Here is a 22,981-nt window from a genome sequence, read left to right as displayed (position 1 = left end):
TAGAATACAAATATACAGCCTAGCTGACTTTTAGCATAAATTTATATGAAAGCGCTAACAAAAAAGCTGTATTCATCTCGTTTTGACAGATTGGAAAAAGGGGAGACGTTTATGCAGGGGAAAACTCAGGGGAAAGAATTGAAACGCGGGTTAGAAGAAAGACATGTGACGCTGATGTCCTTAGGAGCAGCCATAGGGGTAGGGCTGTTTCTTGGATCTGCATCTGCTATTAAATTAGCAGGGCCGGGAATATTATTGGCGTACGGATTTAGCGGAATGATTATGTTTTTTATTATGAGAGCACTTGGAGAAATGGCGATTCAAAAACCTGTTGCAGGTTCATTCAGCAAGTACGCGCGCGACTATTTAGGGCCCCTTGCTGGTTATCTAACAGGTTGGAACTACTGGTTTTTATGGGTTGTAACATGTATGGCTGAAATTACAGCCGTTGGTATTTATATGGGATATTGGTATCCGGATGTACCAAACTGGATTTGGGCGTTATCGGCGCTTGTCATCATGACAACAGTTAACTTCTTAGCTGTTAAGGCATATGGTGAACTGGAATTTTGGTTTGCACTTATTAAAATTTTAGCGATTGTGTTAATGATTGCCGTTGGATTATTAATGATTGTGTTTGGAATCGGGAACGGCGGCGTTGCGACGGGTATTAAAAACTTATGGGACAACGGCGGGCTGTTCCCGAATGGATTCAAAGGTATTTTACTGTCGCTGCAAATGGTTATGTTTGCATATTTAGGAATTGAAATGATCGGCGTTACCGCGGGAGAAGTGAAAAATCCAGAAAAATCTCTAGCAAGAGCGATTGATTCGGTCTTTTGGCGTATTCTTATTTTCTACGTTGGTGCATTATTTGTCATTATGTCGATTTATCCTTGGCAAGAAATTGGTTCACAGGGAAGCCCGTTTGTATTAACATTTGAAAAAATCGGGATTCCAGCAGCGGCAGGCATTATTAACTTTGTGGTGCTAACAGCAGCTCTTTCTTCTTGTAACAGCGGTATTTTTAGTACAGGCCGTATGCTGTTTAACTTAGCAGAGCACGGAGAAGCTCCAAAAGGATACGGTCAGCTGACAAAAGGCGGCGTACCTGGAAAAGCTGTTTTAGCATCAGCGGGTGCGTTATTAGTCGGAGTAGCGTTAAACTACATTGTGCCTGCCAAAGTATTTACGTGGGTAACAAGCATTGCAACATTCGGTGCGATTTGGACATGGGGAATTATTTTGCTTTCTCAAATTAAGTATCGCAAAACGCTAAAAAAAGGTGAAGAGGCAAAGTTAAAATACAAAATGCCTTTATTTCCGTTAACGTCTTATGTGTCACTTGCGTTCCTAGCGCTGGTGGTTGTTCTTATGGCGTACAATCGAGATACAAGAATTGCAGTTGTTATCGGACCACTATGGTTTATCGGTCTTATTATCGCGTACTACGCAAAAGGATTTCATAAACGAAGTCAAGGTTCAGCTGGGACTGAGCAAAAGCTAGTGAAGTAAACGAAAAGACCTCTTTCTTGGAAAGAGGTCTTTTCGTTTATTTGTTCTTACTTTCCTATAAATAATTAGTTTAGGTAGGTTTCAATAATTGTTTCAATATCGTAAGGAGTAACACCTTCATCAAGCGAATAAATAGTGTCAGCTTTTTGTTTGTCATGGACAAGTGTTCCTCTAGCTTGTGCGTGAAATGAAAAAAGATCATAAAGCGTTGGCTTTAACAGCTTTGTCATGGCTTTTCCCATAAGAGAGACCGAACCATTGTTTTGTTCAAGATTATTTTCAAATTCAACATGGTGATGCAGCGAAATATCCGTCCAGATTAATTTTCGCTCTTGTAAATCAAAAATTAAAGGGATGGAGATGGTGGAATCACTAGCAAGATCTACTTTATTTTGTACGGTAGAAGGTTCGAATATCTCGCCGGACTCTATGTGCTGTCTCATCATCCATCCTCCAAAACATTCGGGAAGCATAACAAAAGGCTGGACAGAAAATGAATAGACGTTCATCAATATATAACGGCCGCCTTTTTTTAGAATTGTAGGGATATGCAAGTCAATAAATTCACATGCCCCGTTAGGAGCAGATGTAATATCTCCGCTGTGAAAAGCTTTGAAGCTTTTTGAAGATAAGTTTGTATAAGAAATATGCTCTTTATACTGCCAGTTTTCATCGTAAATTCCGGCAGATAAATCAATATCTACACTACCGGTATGTTCACCATTTGCAAAGCCTTCTTTCCACCAAATGAAAAAACGAAGCGTATCGCCTTCAGGAATTGTTAATTTACTTCCCCTGCTAATCGTTTTTAATGTTTTGCTGCTTGAACGCTGTGAAAACGGTATAGTTTGTTCACGCAAACGTTCATCAAGCCATACATTTCCAAGAGGTGGCAACTTAGCAAAACGGTCATGTAAAGCATCTTTGCATGCATCTATTACACCATCACAAAGATTTTTACGAAGAGAGGGTAAGGGATTATCAAGCGCCATTACTTTGGACACATTCCCTTTTGGAAACACTACGCGCATATCTTGTCTATGATGTCGATGTTTCATATGTGAATAGAGCTGAAGCAGTACTGGCGTAGAGACGTGATGAGCGACCGCTGCAAATGCTGTAATAATAGAAGCAGCTTCATGTTCCCCAGTAGATAAGCGCAGCAAATGGTCAATTCGTCTAGCAAAGTCACCTGGACGTTTTTCTAAAAGTGAAACTGCTTTTGAGACGTCTTGTTGCTCGAGTGCTTTCTCTAATTTACTATAGAACGTCAATGGTCTTTTATGATTCCGAACAGTATCGAATCCTTTAGCAGCATGAGGAAATCGATGTTTGTATTCTCCAGGATGTAAAATTTCACCTAAACGAATCCACTTTACTTTATAACGAAACATATCTTCTTCTACGTTTGGAGTGCTTTCTAGCAGCTGCAACAAGCTTCGGCGTTCAAAACGACTAAACTTCTTAAATAAAGTGGGTGATGAAAGGCTAATATCGCCATCAGATAAAGCGGTTGCCAAACGTAAGACATCTGTTGCTGTTTTAAAATAAGAAGACAAGACATCAATAGGTAGTTTTTTTGTCTTAATTAACACTGAGCTAACAAATGCAGCATTTTCTTTTTGAGGAATGACTGCTGGAAGTAGATCTAATACCGGTAAATTGATAAGAGACCATTCGATATCTGCTCGATCCGTTTGCGATAATGAGGTATTGGCACCAATTAATTGGCATATCATAAGGTCAAATTCTTCATCTGTTCCGAGGTCAATAATCCGTAAATCTGTAGTATCTAATAGTGGAAAAACATCTTGTTTTTCACTGTTTGGTAAAACCCCAGTCAGATAGTGAAGTACGGCATTTATGTATAGTTCTGCTTCGGAAGCTTGCATGACTTCGTTTGGAAAGTTAGGATACATCGGTTTATATTTGACATGAGCGCCAACAAGTCTTTTTAAAGATAAGAGAAGCTGCTCATAAAAAGACATAAATTCGTAGAACGGAAGAGTGAGTAACCGATCAATTAAAGAAGTTGAAGCTGTAAATCCTAATGCCTCAATGTTTTTTAACATGGAAGCTACATAAGCAGGGGGTAATATATCTGATCCTTGCTTCACAATTACTTTAGACTGTCTTCTTAAAAAAATATCGTTTTTCATTCAAACACCACCATGTATGATTTGCACAGAAAAAGCCAGGCGCTGTGCTTCCTGACTTTGAATATATGTATAGTTAAGTTAATAGATTAAGGAAAGCGATACCTCTAAATTCTAAGAGTTGGATGAGAAGGAAGAAGTATCATAGCCTTAATCTTTGAATATTGTAACATCATATCAAAAAGATGTAAAATAATAATAGTTTAGTAATAAAAGGAATTTTTTATCTTTTTTATCTATTGAATTCTCCCAATTTTAAACCCATTATCAATCTGATGAAAGCCGACTTTTGGATAGTAGTTCATAGCAGAAGGAGCGGAAAGTAAAATGAGCGCGGCTTCTTCACCGATTTCTGATTGAACGTGTTTGATGAGCTGTGTGCCGATTCCTTGATTTTGATAGTCTTTTACGACAGCTAAATCCGATAAATAGCAGCAGTAGCTAAAATCTGTTAACGCTCTGGCTATGCCAATGAGTTCGCTGTCTTTCCAAGCGGTAATGGTAAGGGAAGCATGATCAAGCATTCTTTGAATCCGATCAAGATCTTGTGCCGGACGTTTAATACCTGAATATACAAACACTTCAGCAGCTTGTTCGGCACGGATTGAGACGTTGGTTTTGTAAGTAATGGTCATTGTGTCATCTCCTTGATTTATAAGATATAGTCCAGTATATGAAGAATCTGAACTGAGAATAAGTGTCAGAAACAGTAAATTTAATAGTGTCAGTTAGAAAGGAAAGAACATCATGTTAGAGTTAATGCCTTTGCTCGATAAAAGAAAAGCAGATCCCTTATACATGCAGCTTTATACTTACATAAAAAAACAAATTCAAAAAGGCACCATTCCGCCTCATGAAAAACTGCCTTCTAAACGAAAGTTAGCTCTTCATTTAAGCATTAGCCAAAATACGGTTGAAGCGGCTTATGTACAGTTAGAAGCTGAAGGCTATATCGAGATACTAGCCAGGAAAGGAGCATTTGTAAAAGAGATAAAAAATGAAGTCGTGCTTCAAAAACAGCCTCCCGCCTATGTCTCTTTACCGCAAGAAGAAGGGAAATCAACTGTCATTGACTTTAGCCATGGAAAGGTAGACGTAGAAAAATTTCCGTATAACACGTGGAAAAAGCTAACGGTTCAAACAATTTATCATGATGAAAGCCAGCTTTTTTATAGCGGACATCCACAGGGCGAACTGCTTCTTCGTCAAGAAATTGCAGCGTATCTTTATCATTCAAGAGGAGTGCGCTGCACAGCGGAGCAAATTGTGATAGGTGCAGGTACACAGTACCTCATGTGGCTGCTTTCTGTCATTCTAGGAAAAGAAAAGATAATTGGGTTCGAAAACCCAGGCTTTCACCGAACGAGGCACGTTTTTCAAGAACAAGGCATGTCGGTCGTCCCTATTTCTCTTGATAGTTCTGGCTTGAAAGTGAAGGAACTGAAAGAAAGCGGAGCGGATGCGGTGTACATTACGCCGTCTCATCAATTTCCTGTTGGGATGGTCATGCCGATAGCAAGAAGACTTGAACTATTAGAGTGGGCGGCAGAAACGAATGGCTATATCATAGAGGATGACTATGACGGAGAATTTCGCTATAAAGGAAAACCGATTCCGGCCCTTCAAGGATTAGATCAAGACGATCGCGTTATTTATACGGGTACGTTTTCAAAATCGTTGATGCCTTCTCTTCGAATAAGTTATGCCGTCCTGCCACACCGGCTTCTTACAAGTTATATGAAACACTGTGGACTTTTTAAACAGCCTGTTTCAAGGCTTCATCAGCATACGCTTTTTCTGTTTATGAAAGAAGGGCACTGGGAACGTCACTTGAATAAAATGAGAACAGCATACCGTAAAAAACAAGCGCTGCTGCTAGATTGTTTGACTACTATTATGGGAGAACGTGTAGATGTTATTGGAGAACATTCTGGCTTGCATATTCTTCTTAAGGTAAAAAAAGGAATGAGTGAACAGAAACTAATTGAAGCAGCTGCCAAACAAGGGGTAACGATTTATCCAACATCTATTTATTATCATAGTGCGGGTGAAAACAACACGCCCTATGTATTGCTTGGATTTGCCGGACTGTCTAATGGAGAAATAAAAACAGGTGTAAACCTGCTGTTTAAAGCTTGGTTTGAACAGAAGGATTGAGAGGTACGCTGGGGGGATTTCTATGAAAGTAAAGCGGAAATTGTTTGGTTTATGGACAGGAGAGCTTACGGCAGCTTTACTGTTTGCTGCGCTGTGGATAGGGTACTTAAATGAGTTTTCTCATCTGGCTTTTTATTTAACAACGTTTTCAAGTGTGTATGCTTTTATTATACTTGAGTTTATCCTGTTTCAAGGAAGCTTGTACTGGTTTATGAAATGGAGGCGGGTGAGCCGAAAAGAAGATTCTCATTTGCCCTCCAGCTACATTCAGTTGTTTCTGCTTTTTAAAAAAATGAATAAAATTCTTCTTACGTTAGGTTTAGGTGTACTCATTTACCACTATATGCAGTTAGGGGTTAAGGGACTTGCTTTTTTTCTAGGCCTTTACGCGTTTGCTTGGATTGAATATATTAACTACTATGTGATTAGACTTTCTTATCAAAGTCCAAGTGAAATCAAAGAATTTTTTGAGCAAAAAGGCTTTAAACGATCTATTTTAGCGAGAGAAATAGATAAAAACCAGCGCGTTTGATTACACAGACTGCGCTGGTTTTTTTGTCTGGAAATCGAGAATTTTTGAAAATTAGTGGATCTGTAGGTAAAGGAAAGTTTGATAGGAAGAGGATGCTTCTTGTAAGGAAGTAACAAATGTATAAAAAAGCGGTGTTACATTCATGCGGTTGTTTCTCGACCAGTCATGGTTTGCGAAAAATGATTTTCTTAGTTCGGCTGTGAGTTCAAGCTGCACTCCGGCTTTTAGCAGATTATCGTTCACAATGTTTTGTTCGCTTGTTCCCGCTATGTTAGAAGGAGCGTCACGGACGGTAAAGCCGTTTTTGCGCAGTGATTGCTTCATCAGCTCTTTATAAAGCTGATTTTTTCCACCTATATACACGATAGGCTGACTGCCGCTGTAGCCGTGAATCGTCAAAACGGACATGCTTTGCTGAGCCATTCCTCTAGCCGTCGGTTCATCAAAGTTTTCTGAGGTTATGTGCAGAACTCCGTTGTTAGTGGACTTGATGCCTTCAAATAAATAATAAGAAGCGGAAAAGCGATCGGCGAGTTCTTTGGCAACTTCTGATGTACCTGGTTCAATTCCGCCGCCGTGAATGGCTATAATGGATAAATAGCTAAAGCGCTGCTCGTAGCGAATGTCGTAGTCTTGGTGAAAAATTTCGTGCTGCTGCAGTTCTGCATAGGAAGAGTAATAGTCACCGCTTGCATAAGAAGGAGGGGGAATCAAAAAGCAGTACATAAAACATAGCAAAATGCTTGTACTCCATTTGAATAAACGGTTCATTAATAATCACCTCTATTTATTCTATGATAAATAGAGGTGATTATTAATTTTTTCGCCCGATATAAAGTAAGTGAGAAGACAGTCCAAGGTGATAAGGGTTCGATGCTTGTTGAATAAGGAGCTGAACGATGTTGTTCATTTCTTCAGAAGAAGTTTCCTGCCAGTACGTCCACTCTTTTGAATTAACTGACGAGGCAACGTTAGAGGCAATCAGCTCGATGCATCGAAATCCATGCTTCTTTAAAAACGGAATAATATCCTCAATTTTAGTGTAATAAGCGTGAGTAAATCGCCTTTCTTCTGCATGATTAAAGCAGCCTGATTCATAAAAATCATGAAGCGCTTTTGCCGTGTTGTTTGGTTTTAAACGCTCCGGCGATGTTAAAGAAGAAATGACGTGCTGAACGCGCGGCATAAATGAAATAAAAACAGTTCCGCCTGGCTTTGTTACCCGATACAGCTCTCGAACGGCTTGAATACGGTCTTGTTTCTTCTGTAAATGATACATTGGTCCAAGCATTAATGCCGCATGAAATTGTTCATCTGAACAATAGTGAAGGTTTCGTGCATCTACCACGTGAAAATTACGAAATACATTATATACTTGCTGTTCTAAAGCTTTTTCTTTGGCTTTTTCAACCAACTGCGGTGTCAAATCAGTTAAAGTTACTTCATAGCCGTTTTCTGCTAGTTTCAAGGCATATCTTCCCGGTCCGGCACCGTTATCTAAAATATGGCCTCTAGGAGGAAGGTGTTTTTTTATAAAATGCCAGTTTACTTGAAACTCAATAGGTTCTCGTTCTAACCGTCCCCACTCATCAAATCTGCTGTAATAATCGATAACTTTATCCACTTTGATTAGCCTCCACTTTTAAAAAAAGTTATAGTAAATTATAACAAAAATAGAAATAGTTAATAGGTGCATTTATGAAAAAGTGAAGAGAAAGGAGGAGAAAGAATGACCGCAGCTTTTATTAGTCGTCTAGCCCTATCAGGTTTGTTAGGAGCTTTGGTTGGTTTAGAAAGAGAGTTTAGAGCTAAAGAAGCAGGGTTTCGCACTCATTTTTTAGTTGCTGTCGGTAGCACGCTGATTATGCTAATTTCGAAATATGGCTTTTCAGATGTGCTTCATCAAGATCATATGGCTCTTGATCCGAGCCGGGTGGCCGCACAAGTAGTAAGCGGTATTGGTTTTTTAGGAGCAGGTATGATTATTATTCAAAAGCAGCATATTAGAGGGCTCACAACAGCCGCAGGCGTATGGGCAACGTCGGGAATTGGTTTAACCATTGGGGCCGGTATGTATACAGTCGGCATTAGCGCAACTATATTAGTGCTGATTGGCTTAGAAATATTGAACGTAATGTTTACATCTCTTTCTACTCATTCCCTTTTAATTAAGTTTCGTGCAGCAAATCAAGAGGATATTTATGAGCTGCTTGATAAGATTGAAAAAGAAAATATTATGATTTCGTCTTACGAAATTCACCAAGATCATCATCAAGGAGAACTGCTTTATTTTGTTGAAATAAAAGGAAAGGCAAAAAAGAAAGGGAATAAAGTAGAATTGATTAAATCGATTCACTCTATGGCTCACGTGTTATTTATTGAAATTGAATAAGCACTCATTTATTTTTTTAAAAGAGACTGGAAGAAACGTATTTTAGTTGGCGGAACAGGTGAGACCCCGCAGGAGCGTAAGCGACGAAGAGGCTCAGCAGCCGCCTGCGGAAAGCGAAGCCTTGCACGGAAATCAACCGCGGTGTTAAAAGTAATCCATACTAACTCATTTATCCAATTTGTTCTCTCTATCTTGCTTAAACCGTTTTGCTGTGTTTTATCATAGCAAAAAAAGGCTATTACCTAAATATAGAGAATTTTACTGGAGGTTATAAAATGAAAATTGGAGTTGTAGGTGCTACAGGAAAAGCAGGAAGTTTTATCGTGAAAGAAGCCTTAAATCGCGGGCATGACGTGACGGCAATTGTACGTGATGCGGGCAAAGTAGAAGAAAAGGATGTTCGTACACTGGAAAAGGACATCTTCGATATTACGGCAAACGATATTGAAGGTTTCGATGCGGTAGTGAATGCGTTTGGAGCTCCTGAAGGAAAGGAACATCTGCATGTAGAAGCGGGGCAATCGTTAATTCATGTATTTAAACAAGCTCCGGACGTTCGTCTTCTTGTTGTAGGAGGAGCAGGAAGTTTGTTTGTAGATGAAGAGAAAACGACGCGTCTAGCAGATACGCCTGATTTTCCAAAAGAGTACAAAGCGACAGCTGACAACCAAGCCCAAAATTTAAAAGACTTAGAAAGTACAAGCGATATTAATTGGACGTTCATTAGCCCAGCAGCATTTTTTAATCCTTCAGGAAAACGAACGGATGCTTATAAAACAGGGAAAGATCATGTTATTTTAAACTCAGAAGGAAACAGCCATGTCAGTTATGCGGATTACGCCATTGCAGTTATTGATGAAATTGAGCGAGGAGAGCATGTAAACGAACGCTTTACCGTTGTATCCGACGCTAGATAAAGGAAAAGCCGCTTTATGCGGCTTTTTTTGTGCATGTTATACTATGGAAAAAGAAAAGGAGTCCAGCAGAAAATGGAGAATAAAGAAAACGTAGCCTTAACGTTTTATAGTGAAGCCTACGAGTCATCTATACATAGCTATACGCTGCCTGAAGAGCAGCTCATTTACACGGCACTTCCCGCTGAAGCTATAGCTAAGTGTAAGCAGGAAAGAGATAGAACGCCCGTTTTGATTTTGGCAGAAAACAAACTAGCCGGCTTTTTCGTGCTCGACGCAGGGGAAGCCGTTAAAGAATATACCGAGGGATCCGGCGCGCTTTTAATACGGTCTTATTCCATTCATCCTGATTATCAAGGAAAGGGAGTTGGCAAAAAGTCATTGAAACTTCTTCCTTCTTTTATCAACCATCACTTTCGCACTAAAAATAAAGTGGTGCTAGGCGTGAACCATAAAAACACGGCGGCGCAGCACCTATACAAACGATGCGGCTTTGTCGATACAGACCGGCATGTTTTTGGAAGCCAAGGAAAGCAGTTTGTTTATCAGATGAACATAAAAAAAGCTTGAACAAGAGTTCAAGCTTTTTTCTTATATAACAAGGAGAAAGCTAGAGCAAATAGGCAGCGCTACAAGGGACGTTTTTAATACGGGAGCAGGTACACGATTTGTAAATTTTGCTCCAATATATGAACCGACCATTGTGCCGACAACTACTTGAATCAACAGCGGGATATCTAAAAAGCCCTGCTGATAATAGCCCATTCCTCCGCCAATTGCAATCGGAATAATAACGAGCATCGTCGTTCCGGCGGACTGGCGAATAGACAAGCCTAACACCATCATAAGGCCAAGCTGGATAAATGGAGTTGAGCCAATTCCAAACATTCCGGACAGAGCGCCCGTAATTAAGCCGATTAGTAAAGAGTAGACGACAAATTTAGCTCCTGTTGGAACAGTACGTTCTTTTTGCTGACGGGAAAATAAAAACATTCGCAGCCAAAGTAAAACACCAGATAATAAAAGCATGCCGGCTGTGAGCCATTTTAGCTCGCCTTCTGGGATAAAGGATGAAAGGTTAGACCCAATCCAAGCGCCTAATGCACCGAGGATACCAACAGAGATACCAGATTTTAAAGATACGTTACCTTCGCGGTAATGACTGACGGCACCAGATAAAGAAGAGAAAATCATTGCGGTAAGAGCCGTTGCGAGTGCAACGTGTACAGATACGCCGTACAGCAGCGTTAAAATTGAAATAATAAAACCTGATCCGCCTGCTCCGACAAATCCTAAGATCAGTCCGACGGCTAACATTGTTAAAATAATTGAAACATCCATAAACGAATTCCTTCTTTCAACACTTATTCTATGCAGACACATAACATTTTCGGCAAGTGCTACGTTCTTCATTTAAACATGAATTTTTTATGACGTCCAATGTATAATTTATATGAAATCGATAGTATTATGTAATAAGTAAAGGATGTGAAAAAAATGGAATGGCAGCAGCTCGAATATTTTAATGTTGTAGCTCAAACGGAACATTTCACAAAGGCAGCGGAACAATTATCAATTGCGCAGCCTACGCTCAGCCGCTCAATTTCTAAATTAGAATCAGAGCTTGGCGTGCCGCTATTTGAACGAAAAGGAAGGCAAGTTATTTTAAATCGATACGGAAGGCTTTTTTATGAACGAACGGCTAAAGTATTAAACGAAATGGAAGAAGCGAAACGTGAGCTTTCAGATTTGATTCATCCTCATCGCGGCAGCATTTCGTTTGCTTTTTTAAAATCATTAGGCGCTTCGTCCGTCCCGAAACTAGTTCATGCTTTTTTACAAGAGTATCCGAACGTTCAATTTCAAATTTTTGAGAACGCGACGAATATCATGCTCGATCAGCTTCAAACGGGAGAAATTGATTTTTGTATGTCTTCCGTAACGGAATCTAGGGCAGGAATTCAGTGGGAATATTTATGGAAAGACGAGCTGTACGCGTATGTCCCTGATACGCATTCTTTTGCCTCAAGACAAGTGCTTTCGATTTCAGAGTTGGCTCATGAATCGTTTATCGCGTTAAAAAAAGGATACGGAAGCCGAAAAATTTTTGATCAGCTGTTCGAAGAAGCTGAAATTGTCCCAAATATTACGTTTGAAGGAGAAGAATTTTTGACGGTGATTGGTTTTGTAGCGGCTCATTTAGGGGTTGCCTTGCTTCCTGAAATAAAGGGAGTGGACTTGCGAGGCATTAAAAAAATAAAGCTCAAAGAAGACACAGCTTCAAGGGTAATTGGGATTGCGTGGAACAAGGATAAATATTTAACCCCTGTTGCGAAAAAGTTCCAGGAATTTTTAATTCAGTATTTCAAAGACCATCATACAGGAGGAAAACGATGAAGAAAATTGCTTGCCTGCACGCTCATCATTCGAACATCTCTTATATAGAAAAAGCGCTGCCGTTTGCGAACTGTATGCATTTCGTAGACCCTGGACTTGTACATCGGGTAAAAACCGATCCTAAATTTGCAGCGGAGTCAGCAGGTGCAAAAGTAGAGAAGCAGTTAAAGTGGATGGAGGAATGTTCAGCGGATGCCATTTTACTTACGTGTACGAATTACATTGCTCTTTTACCAGAAGCATTTACAAGTGATGTTCCAATTATTAAAATCGATGAGCCTTATTTTCGCCGAATATGTGAAATAGAAGAACCGCAGCTTATCGTGTTTACAAATCCGGAGACCGTAGAAGGAACGATGAAGCGTCTAGACGAATTTGCATTTTATCAAAATGTAAAGATAAAAGTTCACCCTGTTGTGATAGAAGGTGCTTTTGAACTAGTAATGACTGGAAACCTAGAGAAGTATAAACAGAAGGTGAAACATGTCTTAGATGAGCTAGTAAAAGACCACAACACTGTTGTTTCAGTGGCGCAGCTCTCGATGGTAGAAGCGGCTGAGGAGGTAAGCGACCGTATTATTACGCCTCTTCAACCGTTAGCGGAAGAAGTAAGAAAAACAATTATTAGGTCATAAGAAATGAAAATAAGGAAAGATAAATGGTAAAATTTTCACTTTATTTTGACAAAAATTTCATTTCCTTATATGATAAGTAGTGTTATAGAAACCACTTATTATATAGGGGAGGCATCGTTTTGTGAAGAAAGCAAATGCACGCGATAAGATTTTAGAAACAGCATCGCGGCTTTTTCAGCTGCAAGGCTATCATGCAACGGGATTAAATCAAATTATTAAAGAGAGCGGATCACCAAAAGGGTCTCTTTATTATTATTTTCCAAAAGGGAAAGAAGAACTGGCGATTCACGCTGTTCAATATACGAATAAATACGTCCAAGTTCAAATTAAAGAAAGTTTAAATAAATCTTCTGACGCGGCACAGGCTATTCAGTATTTTATTGAAGAATTGTCCAAGCAGTTTGAACACGAAGAAAGTATTGCTGGTATGCCTGTTGGACTGATGGCTGGAGAAACGGCGCTTATTAATGAACCGCTTCGCGAAGTCTGCTATGCAGCGTTTCAAGATTGGGAAAAACTTTTTAGAGAAAAAATGATAGAGAGCGGATTTCAAGATAAGCAGGCAGGAGAGCTTGCAGTTGTGATTAACTGTCTGATAGAAGGCGGTATTTTGCGTTCGTTAACAGAAAAAACGAGCGCTCCTTTGCAGCAGATTCAGCAGCAAATTCCGGTTTTGATTCGCAAATAAAAAAAAGCTTTTCACTTTTAGAGTGGAAAGCTTTTTTTTATGGATTGACGGAATTTGGCATATATTGATAAAATTTAAAGGTATATTTTCTGAAAATTATATTTCTTTAAAAAGAAAGAAAGGAGTAGCTCGTGATTTTTACTATTATTCAAGCTGATGATACGTGGGCACTATGGGGAATTCTAGCGATTTGGGCTTCTGTTAGTATTTTTCTCGAACAAAAGTATAAGTGGGCTTCTTTTCTGTCAGGAGCTATTATTGCGCTAGCAGGAGCGCTTATCCTATCAAATTTAAAAATTATTCCAACAGAGTCTCCGGTCTATGATGCGGTTTGGGCGTATCTAGTACCGCTTGCCATTCCATTATTGTTATTTCAAGTCAATATGAAAGAATTATTTCAAGAAAGCCGGAAACTGCTTTTTATTTTCTTAATCTGTGCGGTAGGAACGGTCATAGGGAGCACAGCAGGCTTCTTGTTGTTAAAAGATTATATTCCTGAACTAGCAAAAATTGCAGCTGCTATTGGCGCTTCTTATGTAGGTGGAGGGGTTAACTTTGCTACCGTTACGGCCAAATTTGAACCATCAAGTCAAATGGTTTCCGCGACGGTGGTTGCTGATAATATGGTCATGGCTTTACTGTTTGCCGTGTATATGTTTGTTCCTTCTATGAAGTTTTTTAGGAAACATTTTAAGACACCTCATATTCAAGAAGTAGAGGCGGGGCAATATGGAGAAAATGATCGTCATACGCTTGCAGAAAAATATTGGGCAAAAAAAGAAATTTCGTTAAAAGACGTGGCGGCTTCCATTGGTACATCATTTTTTCTAGTGGTTGTATCTTTTAAATTAGCCGAATGGTTTGGAACAATCATTCCAGCCGGTCCAAATGCTTCCGTAGTTCAAACGTTATTACATACTATTTTGAGCGAAAAATACTTATTGCTTTCCACACTTACGTTTCTTGTCATTTATCTGTTTCCTTCTTATTTTAAAAATATTAGCGGAAGCCAAGAAATCGGCACATACTTCATTTATATTTTCTTTGTTGTTATTGGAGTGCCGGCGTCCATTCCATTAATTGTTGAAAAAGCACCTCTTTTGATTCTATTTGTGCTCATTGTGGGGATGAGTAATTTGATAGTGGGACTGCTTTTAGGAAAAGTATTTAAAATTGATTTAGAGCATATTTTACTGGCGAGCAATGCAACGGTAGGGGGACCTACGACAGCAAGTGCAATGGCGATTGCTAAAGGATGGGGAAGTTTGGTTGGTCCTATCTTGGTAGTAGGAACGCTTGGCTATATTATTGGTAACTATATCGGCTTTGCACTTGGCTATTGGTACTTAACATTTTAAATAAAAAAACGCCTCCTCTGATGACTCAAAGGAGGCGTTTTTTTATTTAGCGTGCTTGACTGCTGAAGATTGATAAAAGCGACCTTTAAAGATATACGTAGCTGTAATAAATAAATAGATAGCTAATGTAATAGTCGTAATAACAACGGATGTTGTGCAGATAACACCAATTAAAATAGCGCTTAGTGCAATAAGGGCAGCCCACGTTGTATAAGGAAACCATTTAACAGAGTAGCTGCTCGATGCTTCTGGCTGAACTTTGCGGGACTTTAAGTGTGCAATCGCAATAATCAACCAAATAAACAATACCGTATACCCTAAAGATCCCATCAAATAATCAAATGTCTTACTTCCTGCAAATAAGGAAATCAACACGCCCACATAAAGGGATGATGTACACATTAAGATTGCATAGACAGGAACTTTGTTAACAGAAAGTTTCGAAAATATCTTCGGCACTCGACCGTCTACTGCTTGCGTATACAAAATACGTGATGAACCGTAAAGTCCTGAGTTCATAGAAGAAATAACGGCTAACAAGATCACGGCATTCATAATATGATCTGCTCCGGGAATGCCAATCATTTTAAATACCATTACAAAAGGACTTTGAGAAACGCCGTTCACTTCATTCCAAGGAATCAAGCTCACGATGATAAAAAACGGGAACAGATAAAAAGCAATGATACGCGTTAATGTACTGCGCACAGCCTTAGGTACTACTTTTTCAGGGTTTTTTGTTTCAGCTAGCGTTACTCCGATGATTTCAGTTCCACCGTATGAGTAGATGACAACTAACATCGCCGTAATTAGCCCGGTTGGTCCCTTTGGGAAAAAACCGCCGTGATCGCTTAAATTTGAAAAACCCGCTGCGGTATGATGACCGAATGATACAAACAATAATAAAAGTCCAGCGATAATAAAGATCACAATGACCGTGATTTTAATTAAAGCTAACCAGTATTCCGTTTCAGCAAATGCTTTAACTGAAAGCAAGTTAATGGCTGTAACAATAACGGATACGCCTAAAGCAAGCATCCAAATTGGGTAATCAGGAAGCCAGTACTGAATAAAAATAGCGGCTACAACGGCTTCAGCTGCAATGTTTAACACCCACATTTTCCAGTAAATCCAGTCCAAAAAGTAAGCGGGATAGCTTCCTAAAATCGACTGAACTAAATCACGAAACGTTCGTGCTTCACTATTTCGAACCGCCATTTCAGCAAGACCTTGCATGATGAATAGTAAAATAATTCCGCCAATTAAATAGGCAATAATAACTGATGGTCCTGCCATATCAATAGCCGAGCTGCTTCCTTTAAATAAACCAGCGCCAATTGCTCCACCTAGCGCCATCATCATAATGTGACGTGAAGTCATTGTTCGCTGCAAACCTTGGTTGTCCTTCTTCATGACTTTTCCCTCCACTTTTTTATAAAATAAAAAAAGCTTATCGTCTCCTACCTCATTATCAAATGAGAGAAGAGACGATAAGCTTTAGCTAACCGCGGTACCACTCTTGTTGGCTCTTAAAGAACCCTGCTTAAAACCTGATAACGAAGGTTAGACGTTAAAACTTAGAGAACACTTCTGCATTCTTTCTGAATTACCACTCCTGGGCGAGTTCAAAGTATTATTGGACTACGTCACACCAACCCGTAGCTCTCTTGACCGAATAATAAGCTTTTACTACTCCCAATCGCTGTGTTTTTGATTAAAATCTGAAAGTTCTTGATGAATAACCATTACTATACGTGCTTCTTTTTTCTTTGTCAACAGCTATTCTCGAAAAAGTAAAAATGATTCCATTCTACTTTTATAGAACTCAGGACTGGTTATTTTGGTAAAAAAATCAGTCGTTTCACCTAATTTTCACCAACTCTGCTTACATTAAGAAATATAAAAAAGGAGTTGTTTTGACAAATACATAGGTGAGGAGAATGAATAGAGTGAAAAAGATGATGTACGTCCGGTTTGGACTGGATCTTTTAATGGCCGTTACGTTTGTTTTGTTTTTTAACAAGCAAGTATTGGGAGGGTTAACATTTCATGAAATTGCGGGGTTGGCGATTGCCGTCGCCTTTTTTACCCACGTGCTGCTAAACTGGCAGTGGGTAAAGAAAGTTACGGTTAAATTATTTGACCGCAGGCTTCCGCGCAGAACAAAGTTCGGTTACTTTTTAAATATCATGCTGTTGATTACGATGTCATTTATTATGATTAGCGGTATTTTTATTTCAAGAGTAGTATTTCCAAATATTAATGTTGGGAACGAACAGTGGTTTAAGGTTTCGCATATTTCCGTATCATTTTTAGTGTTAATTTTAGTAGCCGCTCACATAGGTCTTCATTGGAAATGGGTTATAAATGTATGTAAAAATATGACGAAATTCAAAAAGTCAAAGAAAAGCTTGAGCATAGCAGCTAAGCTCACAACCGCTGCGCTGTTAGTCATTGGCATATACGAAATAAATGAAACGGGTTTTCTTGGAAAACTTGGAGGAGTAGCGAGAGTACTGAATGTAAGTTCCTCAGATATGCCGCAAAAAGGCGGTGGGAAGCCGGATTTTGATTGCCATTCATTTAGCGAGAACAAATCTTCTGCGACGGCATCTGCTGGTCACGAACGTCCAAACTTTGATCACGATGGCGGAGGTCCGGAAAGAGGAATGAAAGGAAAAGAAAGCGGTTTTGAAAGTCCAAATCCTTTTGTTGTAATCGGTACTTATTTTGCTATTATGTCAGTTTTTATTATTGTTATTTATTATATTGAAAAAATATTAGCAGGTGTGAAGAGACGTAAAAAAATAACGGGTCCTGCTGCGGAAATTTAAAATGAAAAAGCTTTCTATTTCACCGTTTTTTCATCGTATAGAAGTAAAATCATTTATGTAAAAGCGAATGCTTTGCAAAATTAAAATGAGAGAACCTTAGGTGGTGGAAATCGTGAAACAACATACACAGCCTGAAACGGAACATAAGAAAAATTGGTTTATTAATGCGCTATTGAATTTTGGTATTTATAAAAAAGGAAATCGGCATCTATACGAACTGACACTTCAAGAGTTAGAAGCTCAATACGTAAAAGTAAAATCATTCATGTATAATCAGGAACCTCTTTCGCAATGATAAAAAGGCACTCAGTATATGAGTGCTTTTTTGTGTTAGAAAGTCTTATTCTTTGACAGGTAAAACTGTACAGATTAAAATCACAGTATATTTTAAAGTTACAGTTTTAAATGACACATATTATTAGGAAGGAAAACAGTCTCTACCTATAATATGCCACTATTTTTGACCGTATCATTTTTGGAGGGAAATAAAATGACAAATAAAAAGTATGAGCCGCTTTTACAGCCATTTACTTTTTCAAATGGCATCAAATTAGATAACCGCGTTATTCTTGCTCCTATGACAAATTTTTCATCAAATGAAGATGGGACAGTATCAAATGCAGAAGTAGACTACTACGTACGACGTTCAAAAGGTGTTAGCATGGTCATTACAGCATGTACATACGGAACGGCGAACGGAAAAGGATTTCACGGAGAGTTTGCTGCAGACAGCGATGAAATGATTCCTAGCCTGCGTCGATTAGCAACAGCCATTAAAGATCAAGGAGCAAAAGCAGTTCTTCAAATTTTTCACGGAGGCCGCATGTGTCCGCCTGAGCTTGTTCCAAATGGAGAGGTTGTTAGCGCAAGTGCTGTTGCTGCAGAACAAGAAGGAGCTCCGGTACCTCGAGAGTTAACAAATGAAGAAATTGAAGGCATTATTCACGATTTTGGTGAAATGACGCGCCGTGCCATTGAAGCAGGATTTGACGGAGTTGAAATTCACGGAGCAAATAACTATTTAATTCAGCAGTTCTTTTCTCCGCATTCTAATCGCCGCGAAGATAAATGGGGCGGCAGCGTAGAAAAACGCTTAACATTCCCGCTTGCAATCGTAGACGAAGTAAAGCAAGCCGTTTCTAAGCATGCAAAAGAATCATTTTTAGTAGGCTATCGCTTCTCGCCAGAAGAGCCTGAAACGCCAGGAATTACAATGGCTGATACGTTGAAGTTAGTCGATGCACTAGCAGAAAAAGACCTTGATTACCTTCACGTATCGCTAATGGAATTCTGGTCAAAACCGCGCCGAGGCGTGGAAGATACTCGTTCACGTATTGAAATTATTCAAGAGCGAGTAGGAAGCCGCGTACCTGTGATGGGCGTAGGTTCTATTCATACAGCAGACGAAGCAGCAGCCGCTCTTGAAACGGGCATTCCACTGCTTGCGATTGGCCGCGAATTAATTATGGATCCAGACTGGGTTCAAAAAGTAAAAGAAGGCCGTGAAAATGAAATTGTGACAACATTAAGCAAAAAAGATCAGGAAAAGCTTATGATTCCTGACCCGCTGTGGCAAGCCGTTATTAACACACCAGGCTGGTTCCCGGTTGAAGATTAAAAGAAAGGCAGAAAAGCGCAAAGACGATGGGACTGATCCTATGTCTTTGCGCTTTTTGCTTTTTCATGGAATAGCGCTTTTGAACCATTAATTTACAAATGGGCTTCTTTATGTTTGAATAGTAATAGTTTTCTGAAAGTGAGGTGAGAGAATGAAAGCAGGGCCAATGGTGAAAATGATGATTTCAATGAGTATTTTTGGTTCAATTGGCTTTTTCTCCACACAAACTGGACTGCCTTCTTTTGACTTAGTATTCGTTCGCTGTATTTGTGCAACACTTTTTCTCGGAATGTGCTGGTTCGCAACGGGTGAATATAAAAGGGAAAAATGGAATGCCAAAGAAATAAAGCAGATTTTACTGTGCGGCATATTTCTTGTGTTTAACTGGGTGTTTCTATTTAAAGCATTTGAAATGATGTCCGTTACGGTTGCTATTTCTATTTATCATCTTGCACCCGTCTTAGTATTGCTTCTGGGAAGCTTTATCTTTAAGGAGAAATTAACGGTTCTTGGCGTTATGTCTATTTTCATTTGTTTTGTGGGAACACTTCTGATTATTGGGGTGAAGGAACTTACGATTGATGGCTTCATGTCGTCAGGAATACTCTGGGCGCTTTTAGCCGCTTTGTTTTATGCATGCACGACGCTGCTCGGCAAAGGAATTATTCATATGAGTGCTTATGCTGTTACATTTCTTCAGACTTTTTTAGGAATTTTTCTATTATTGCCGTTTGTTCATTTTACTGATTTTCATTTCCTAACAACGGCCAACTGGACATCTATTTTAGTAACAGGCTTTGTACATACTGGTTTAGTGTATTATTTGTTTTTCGACAGCCTGCGCTATTTAAAAACTCAGGTGATTTCGGTTCTGGTGTTTTTAGATCCAGCCGTTGCCATTTTATTAGATACAGCATTCACTGGATTTCGCCCTACGCTTTTGCAGCTTGCAGGCATTGTTTTGATCTTTTTAGGAATGCTTTTTACTTTGAAGCCAAAACCTTCATCTGAAAAAAATATTTCCAATAGCAGGATTAAAAAGATCACATAGAATTTCTATGTAATCTGCAGGTGTTCATTTATTAAAAAAGGGGAGCTAGTCATGAAAGTTAGTAAGCAAAACGCAGAACACTACGTGTGGGGAGGAAAATGCGATGGGTGGCACCTAGTGAAAAATAAAGACGTAAGTATTATTCATGAGCGCATGCCCCCTTATACGGAAGAGGTAAGGCATTATCACTTGAAAGCACATCAATTTTTCTTTGTACTAAAAGGAACAGCTGCTCTAGAAATAGACGGAGTTATTTACGATGTAAAAGCACACGAAGGAGTAGAAGTATTTCCTTCGATTCTTCATCAAATGATGAATCGTTCGAGTGAGGAGATTGAGTTTCTTGTGATTTCACAGCCTTTTGCACAAGGAGACCGCATAGCTGTTGATGAAGATAAAGACTAAGCATAGATAAGTCTATTTTTACTAGTCCTAACAGTAAGCGAAGAATACCGTCCAGTACAATAGTACCTTTTCATTCAGCAAGTGAAATATTATGCCTAATAAAATAAAAATACTTTTATTGCAGAGCAGAAATGTGGTAAATTAATATGTATGCAATATAGGGAGAACAAAATTTACAAATTAACAATTGTGTAATATTAACATCACGATGAAAAATAAGAGATTACAAGTTAAAATGTAAATTTTGTAGATGACTAAAAAAAGAGATGAAGATGATATTGTTTGACAAATTGAATCATTTTCAGGTAATCTTTTGCAGGACGTAACCGTTACGATTTAATGTAGGGGACTTTCCTGAGGTTAGCTGAACATGAAATCTCTACTTTTTAGTGAAAGGAATTTGAAAATGAAAAAACTATTTTCAAAGCCGTTGTTTTACTTTTTTATAGCGGTTTTATTCATGTGGATCAAGTCTTACATGTCTTACAAAGTGGAGTTCAACTTAGATATAAGTGACTCAATGCAAAAAACGTTATTGTTTATTAATCCAATTAGTTCAACTTTGATCTTTTTAGGGTTAGCATTGTTTGCAAAAGGAAAAAGAGCCATCGTTTGGACGCTTATCCTTAGTACAATCATGACGGTCATTTTGTACAGCAATATTTTATATTATCGATTCTTCAATGACTTTGTGACATTGCCTACTTTAACGCAAACAAGCAATGTGGGTCATTTAGGAGGCAGTATCGCTGATTTAGTAAAAGCTCACGATATTTTTTACTTTGTAGATATCATTTTACTGATTGCGCTATTGTTTGTTAGAAAAATCGAATGGCCAAAAGCACGTCTTAAATTCCGCTATACGTTCATGGTGTTAGCGGCAGGAGCTGTCGCATTTGCAATTAACTTGCACTATGCTGAAAAAGATCGCCCTGAATTATTAACAAGAACATTTGATCGCAACTACCTAGTGAAATATTTAGGAGCATACAACTACACGGTGTATGATGCAGTTCAAACGTTTCAAAACTCAAAGCAACGAGCATTCGCAAGCAGTGATGACTTAACAACAGTGAAAAACTTCAGTACAAGTCACTATGCAGCTCCGAATATTGAGTATGCGGGTAAAGCAAAAGGAAAAAATATTATTAAAATTCATCTAGAATCATTTCAGTCATTCCTAATTAATTACAAGTTAAACGGACAAGAAGTAACGCCGTTTTTAAATTCATTAGCAAATGGAAATGAATTTATGTATTTTGATAACTTCTTCCATCAAACAGGACAAGGTAAAACAGCTGATGCAGAGCTTATGATGGATACGTCATTATATGGCTTGCCTCAAGGATCAGCATTTAGCTTAAAAGGCCGCAACACGTACCAAGCAGCACCAGCGATCTTAGATCAAGAGGGCGGCTATACAAGTGCTGTGTTACACGGAGATTATAAAACATTCTGGAACCGTAATGAAATTTACAAACAGTTCGGTGTGGATAAATTCTTTGATGCAAGTTATTACAATATGACTGGTGATAACAAAGTAAACTATGGATTAAAAGATAAGCCATTCTTCAAAGAATCTATGCCAATGCTGCAGTCATTGAAGCAGCCGTTCTATGCGCATATGATTACATTAACAAACCATTTCCCATTCGTTCTTGATAAAGGTGATGCTAGTATTGAACCGGCGAACACAGGAGATGGAACGGTAGACCGTTATTTCCAAACGGCTCGTTATTTGGATGAATCACTGCAAGAATTCTTTACAGAGCTAAAAGCTTCAGGTTTATATGACAACTCAGTTATTATGATTTACGGTGACCACTACGGTATTTCTGAAAATCATAACAAAGCAATGGAAAAAGTTCTTGGCGAGAAAATCACGCCATATAAAAACGCTCAGCTTCAACGCGTACCGTTCTTCCTTCACGTACCAGGTGTAAAAGGTGGAGTGAACCATACGTACGGCGGTGAAATTGACGTAGTGCCTACGCTTCTTCACCTAGTGGGAATTGATAGTAAAGAGTATGTTCAATTCGGTACAGATTTATTATCAAAAGACCATGATCAGGTAGTAGCATTTAGAAACGGTGATTATGTTTCTCCGAAATACACGTCAATTGACGGCAAGTATTACGATACAAACACAGGAGAAAGAATCACAGCAACAGATGAAGCGAAAGCTTATAAAAAGAAAGTTGGAAGAGAGCTAGAACTTTCTGATAAAGTGTTATACGGTGATTTATTACGATTTAATAAATTAGATGACTTTAAACCGGTCGATCCATCAAAATACATGTATGGAAAAGACCAAGAAACAGAAAAATAA

23 protein-coding genes and 1 other annotated feature are annotated in these 22,981 nt (G+C 38.8%); of the genes, 17 read left to right on the top strand and 6 right to left on the bottom strand.

What is annotated here, in order from left to right:
- Positions 1-111 precede the first annotated feature (111 nt).
- Entirely contained in the window at positions 112-1,515 is a 1,404-nt protein-coding gene (alaP, locus tag ACMX9J_RS10765) for an alanine permease AlaP (protein ID WP_416225797.1), read from the top strand.
- A 65-nt stretch (positions 1,516-1,580) separates the two neighbouring features.
- Here the strand turns inward: alaP and ACMX9J_RS10760 are convergent, their stop codons facing one another.
- Together ACMX9J_RS10760 and ACMX9J_RS10755 are read right to left on the bottom strand one after the other, a co-directional pair.
- Positions 1,581-3,674 (bottom strand): cytoplasmic protein, encoded by a 2,094-nt coding sequence (locus ACMX9J_RS10760; RefSeq protein WP_416225796.1) that lies wholly within the window; start codon positions 3,672-3,674, stop codon positions 1,581-1,583.
- A 233-nt stretch (positions 3,675-3,907) separates the two neighbouring features.
- Entirely contained in the window at positions 3,908-4,306 is a 399-nt protein-coding gene (locus ACMX9J_RS10755) for a GNAT family N-acetyltransferase (protein WP_048019923.1), read from the bottom strand.
- Between the two features lie 112 nt (positions 4,307-4,418).
- Between ACMX9J_RS10755 and ACMX9J_RS10750 the strand changes: the two genes are divergently transcribed.
- Together ACMX9J_RS10750 and ACMX9J_RS10745 are read left to right on the top strand one after the other, a co-directional pair.
- Positions 4,419-5,828, top strand: coding sequence for a PLP-dependent aminotransferase family protein (locus ACMX9J_RS10750; RefSeq protein ID WP_416225795.1), 1,410 nt, complete (start codon positions 4,419-4,421; stop codon positions 5,826-5,828).
- 22 nt (positions 5,829-5,850) lie between these two features.
- Positions 5,851-6,360 carry a hypothetical protein gene (locus ACMX9J_RS10745; RefSeq protein WP_034270643.1) on the top strand — a complete coding sequence of 170 codons (510 nt, stop codon included), beginning with the start codon at positions 5,851-5,853 and terminating at the stop codon, positions 6,358-6,360.
- 51 nt (positions 6,361-6,411) lie between these two features.
- Here ACMX9J_RS10745 and ACMX9J_RS10740 read toward each other — a convergent pair whose 3' ends face one another.
- Positions 6,412-7,131 (bottom strand): poly-gamma-glutamate hydrolase family protein, encoded by a 720-nt coding sequence (locus tag ACMX9J_RS10740; protein ID WP_416225794.1) that lies wholly within the window; start codon positions 7,129-7,131, stop codon positions 6,412-6,414.
- A gap of 43 nt (positions 7,132-7,174) precedes the next feature.
- Entirely contained in the window at positions 7,175-7,984 is an 810-nt protein-coding gene (locus tag ACMX9J_RS10735; protein WP_416225793.1) for a class I SAM-dependent methyltransferase, read from the bottom strand.
- Positions 7,985-8,089: 105 nt separating this feature from the next.
- Between ACMX9J_RS10735 and ACMX9J_RS10730 the strand changes: the two genes are divergently transcribed.
- The 4 genes from ACMX9J_RS10730 (at position 8,090) to ACMX9J_RS10715 (ending at position 10,236) form a co-directional block, all read left to right on the top strand.
- Entirely contained in the window at positions 8,090-8,752 is a 663-nt protein-coding gene (locus ACMX9J_RS10730) for an MgtC/SapB family protein (RefSeq protein ID WP_048019927.1), read from the top strand.
- Between the two features lie 39 nt (positions 8,753-8,791).
- Positions 8,792-8,977, top strand: a complete 186-nt coding sequence (locus ACMX9J_RS10725) for a hypothetical protein (protein WP_080968625.1) — start codon at positions 8,792-8,794, stop codon at positions 8,975-8,977.
- A 50-nt stretch (positions 8,978-9,027) separates the two neighbouring features.
- Complete coding sequence (locus ACMX9J_RS10720; RefSeq protein WP_028415060.1) at positions 9,028-9,669, top strand: NAD(P)-dependent oxidoreductase; 642 nt, start codon at positions 9,028-9,030, stop codon at positions 9,667-9,669.
- A 72-nt stretch (positions 9,670-9,741) separates the two neighbouring features.
- Positions 9,742-10,236 carry a GNAT family N-acetyltransferase gene (locus ACMX9J_RS10715; protein ID WP_048019991.1) on the top strand — a complete coding sequence of 165 codons (495 nt, stop codon included), beginning with the start codon at positions 9,742-9,744 and terminating at the stop codon, positions 10,234-10,236.
- A 21-nt stretch (positions 10,237-10,257) separates the two neighbouring features.
- Here the strand turns inward: ACMX9J_RS10715 and ACMX9J_RS10710 are convergent, their stop codons facing one another.
- Positions 10,258-11,007 carry a sulfite exporter TauE/SafE family protein gene (locus tag ACMX9J_RS10710; protein WP_028415058.1) on the bottom strand — a complete coding sequence of 250 codons (750 nt, stop codon included), beginning with the start codon at positions 11,005-11,007 and terminating at the stop codon, positions 10,258-10,260.
- 156 nt (positions 11,008-11,163) lie between these two features.
- Between ACMX9J_RS10710 and ACMX9J_RS10705 the strand changes: the two genes are divergently transcribed.
- The 4 genes from ACMX9J_RS10705 (at position 11,164) to ACMX9J_RS10690 (ending at position 14,744) form a co-directional block, all read left to right on the top strand.
- Complete coding sequence (locus tag ACMX9J_RS10705; RefSeq protein WP_416225792.1) at positions 11,164-12,063, top strand: LysR family transcriptional regulator; 900 nt, start codon at positions 11,164-11,166, stop codon at positions 12,061-12,063.
- Positions 12,060-12,698, top strand: a complete 639-nt coding sequence (locus ACMX9J_RS10700; RefSeq protein ID WP_416225791.1) for a hypothetical protein — start codon at positions 12,060-12,062, stop codon at positions 12,696-12,698. The genes ACMX9J_RS10705 and ACMX9J_RS10700 overlap by 4 nt, the downstream gene beginning before the upstream one ends.
- 121 nt (positions 12,699-12,819) lie before the next feature.
- Positions 12,820-13,386, top strand: a complete 567-nt coding sequence (locus ACMX9J_RS10695) for a TetR/AcrR family transcriptional regulator (protein WP_098626892.1) — start codon at positions 12,820-12,822, stop codon at positions 13,384-13,386.
- A gap of 131 nt (positions 13,387-13,517) precedes the next feature.
- The gene (locus ACMX9J_RS10690; protein ID WP_416225790.1) at positions 13,518-14,744 is read left to right on the top strand and encodes a DUF819 domain-containing protein; all 1,227 of its coding nucleotides are present in this window, start codon (positions 13,518-13,520) and stop codon (positions 14,742-14,744) included.
- A gap of 42 nt (positions 14,745-14,786) precedes the next feature.
- Here ACMX9J_RS10690 and ACMX9J_RS10685 read toward each other — a convergent pair whose 3' ends face one another.
- Positions 14,787-16,157 (bottom strand): amino acid permease, encoded by a 1,371-nt coding sequence (locus tag ACMX9J_RS10685; RefSeq protein WP_028415053.1) that lies wholly within the window; start codon positions 16,155-16,157, stop codon positions 14,787-14,789.
- A 67-nt stretch (positions 16,158-16,224) separates the two neighbouring features.
- Positions 16,225-16,456: a binding site (T-box leader), on the bottom strand.
- Between the two features lie 237 nt (positions 16,457-16,693).
- On the opposite strand from ACMX9J_RS10685, the gene ACMX9J_RS10680 reads away from it, so the two are divergent.
- The 6 genes from ACMX9J_RS10680 to ACMX9J_RS10655 all read left to right on the top strand — a co-directional run bounded on the left by ACMX9J_RS10680 (position 16,694) and on the right by ACMX9J_RS10655 (position 22,981).
- Entirely contained in the window at positions 16,694-17,578 is an 885-nt protein-coding gene (locus ACMX9J_RS10680; protein WP_416225789.1) for a DUF4405 domain-containing protein, read from the top strand.
- Between the two features lie 109 nt (positions 17,579-17,687).
- Positions 17,688-17,873, top strand: coding sequence for a Fur-regulated basic protein FbpA (locus ACMX9J_RS10675; protein WP_033580328.1), 186 nt, complete (start codon positions 17,688-17,690; stop codon positions 17,871-17,873).
- 195 nt (positions 17,874-18,068) lie between these two features.
- Positions 18,069-19,196: an NADH-dependent flavin oxidoreductase gene (locus tag ACMX9J_RS10670; RefSeq protein ID WP_416225788.1), complete on the top strand. Its 1,128-nt coding sequence runs from the start codon at positions 18,069-18,071 to the stop codon at positions 19,194-19,196.
- Positions 19,197-19,347: 151 nt separating this feature from the next.
- A complete protein-coding gene (locus ACMX9J_RS10665) occupies positions 19,348-20,247 on the top strand; it encodes a DMT family transporter (protein ID WP_416225787.1) in 900 nt (299 codons plus the stop codon).
- Positions 20,248-20,298: 51 nt separating this feature from the next.
- Positions 20,299-20,652, top strand: a complete 354-nt coding sequence (locus tag ACMX9J_RS10660; RefSeq protein ID WP_028415049.1) for a cupin domain-containing protein — start codon at positions 20,299-20,301, stop codon at positions 20,650-20,652.
- Positions 20,653-21,058: 406 nt separating this feature from the next.
- On the top strand, positions 21,059-22,981 hold the full coding sequence (locus tag ACMX9J_RS10655) for an LTA synthase family protein (RefSeq protein WP_028415048.1): 1,923 nt from the start codon (positions 21,059-21,061) through the stop codon (positions 22,979-22,981).

Source organism: Priestia sp. RMT2NF4 (assembly GCF_047872835.1).
Lineage (GTDB): Bacteria > Bacillota > Bacilli > Bacillales > Bacillaceae_H > Priestia > Priestia zanthoxyli.
Note: the sequence above shows the minus strand (reverse complement) of the source record. Positions and strands in the feature narration are given on the sequence as shown.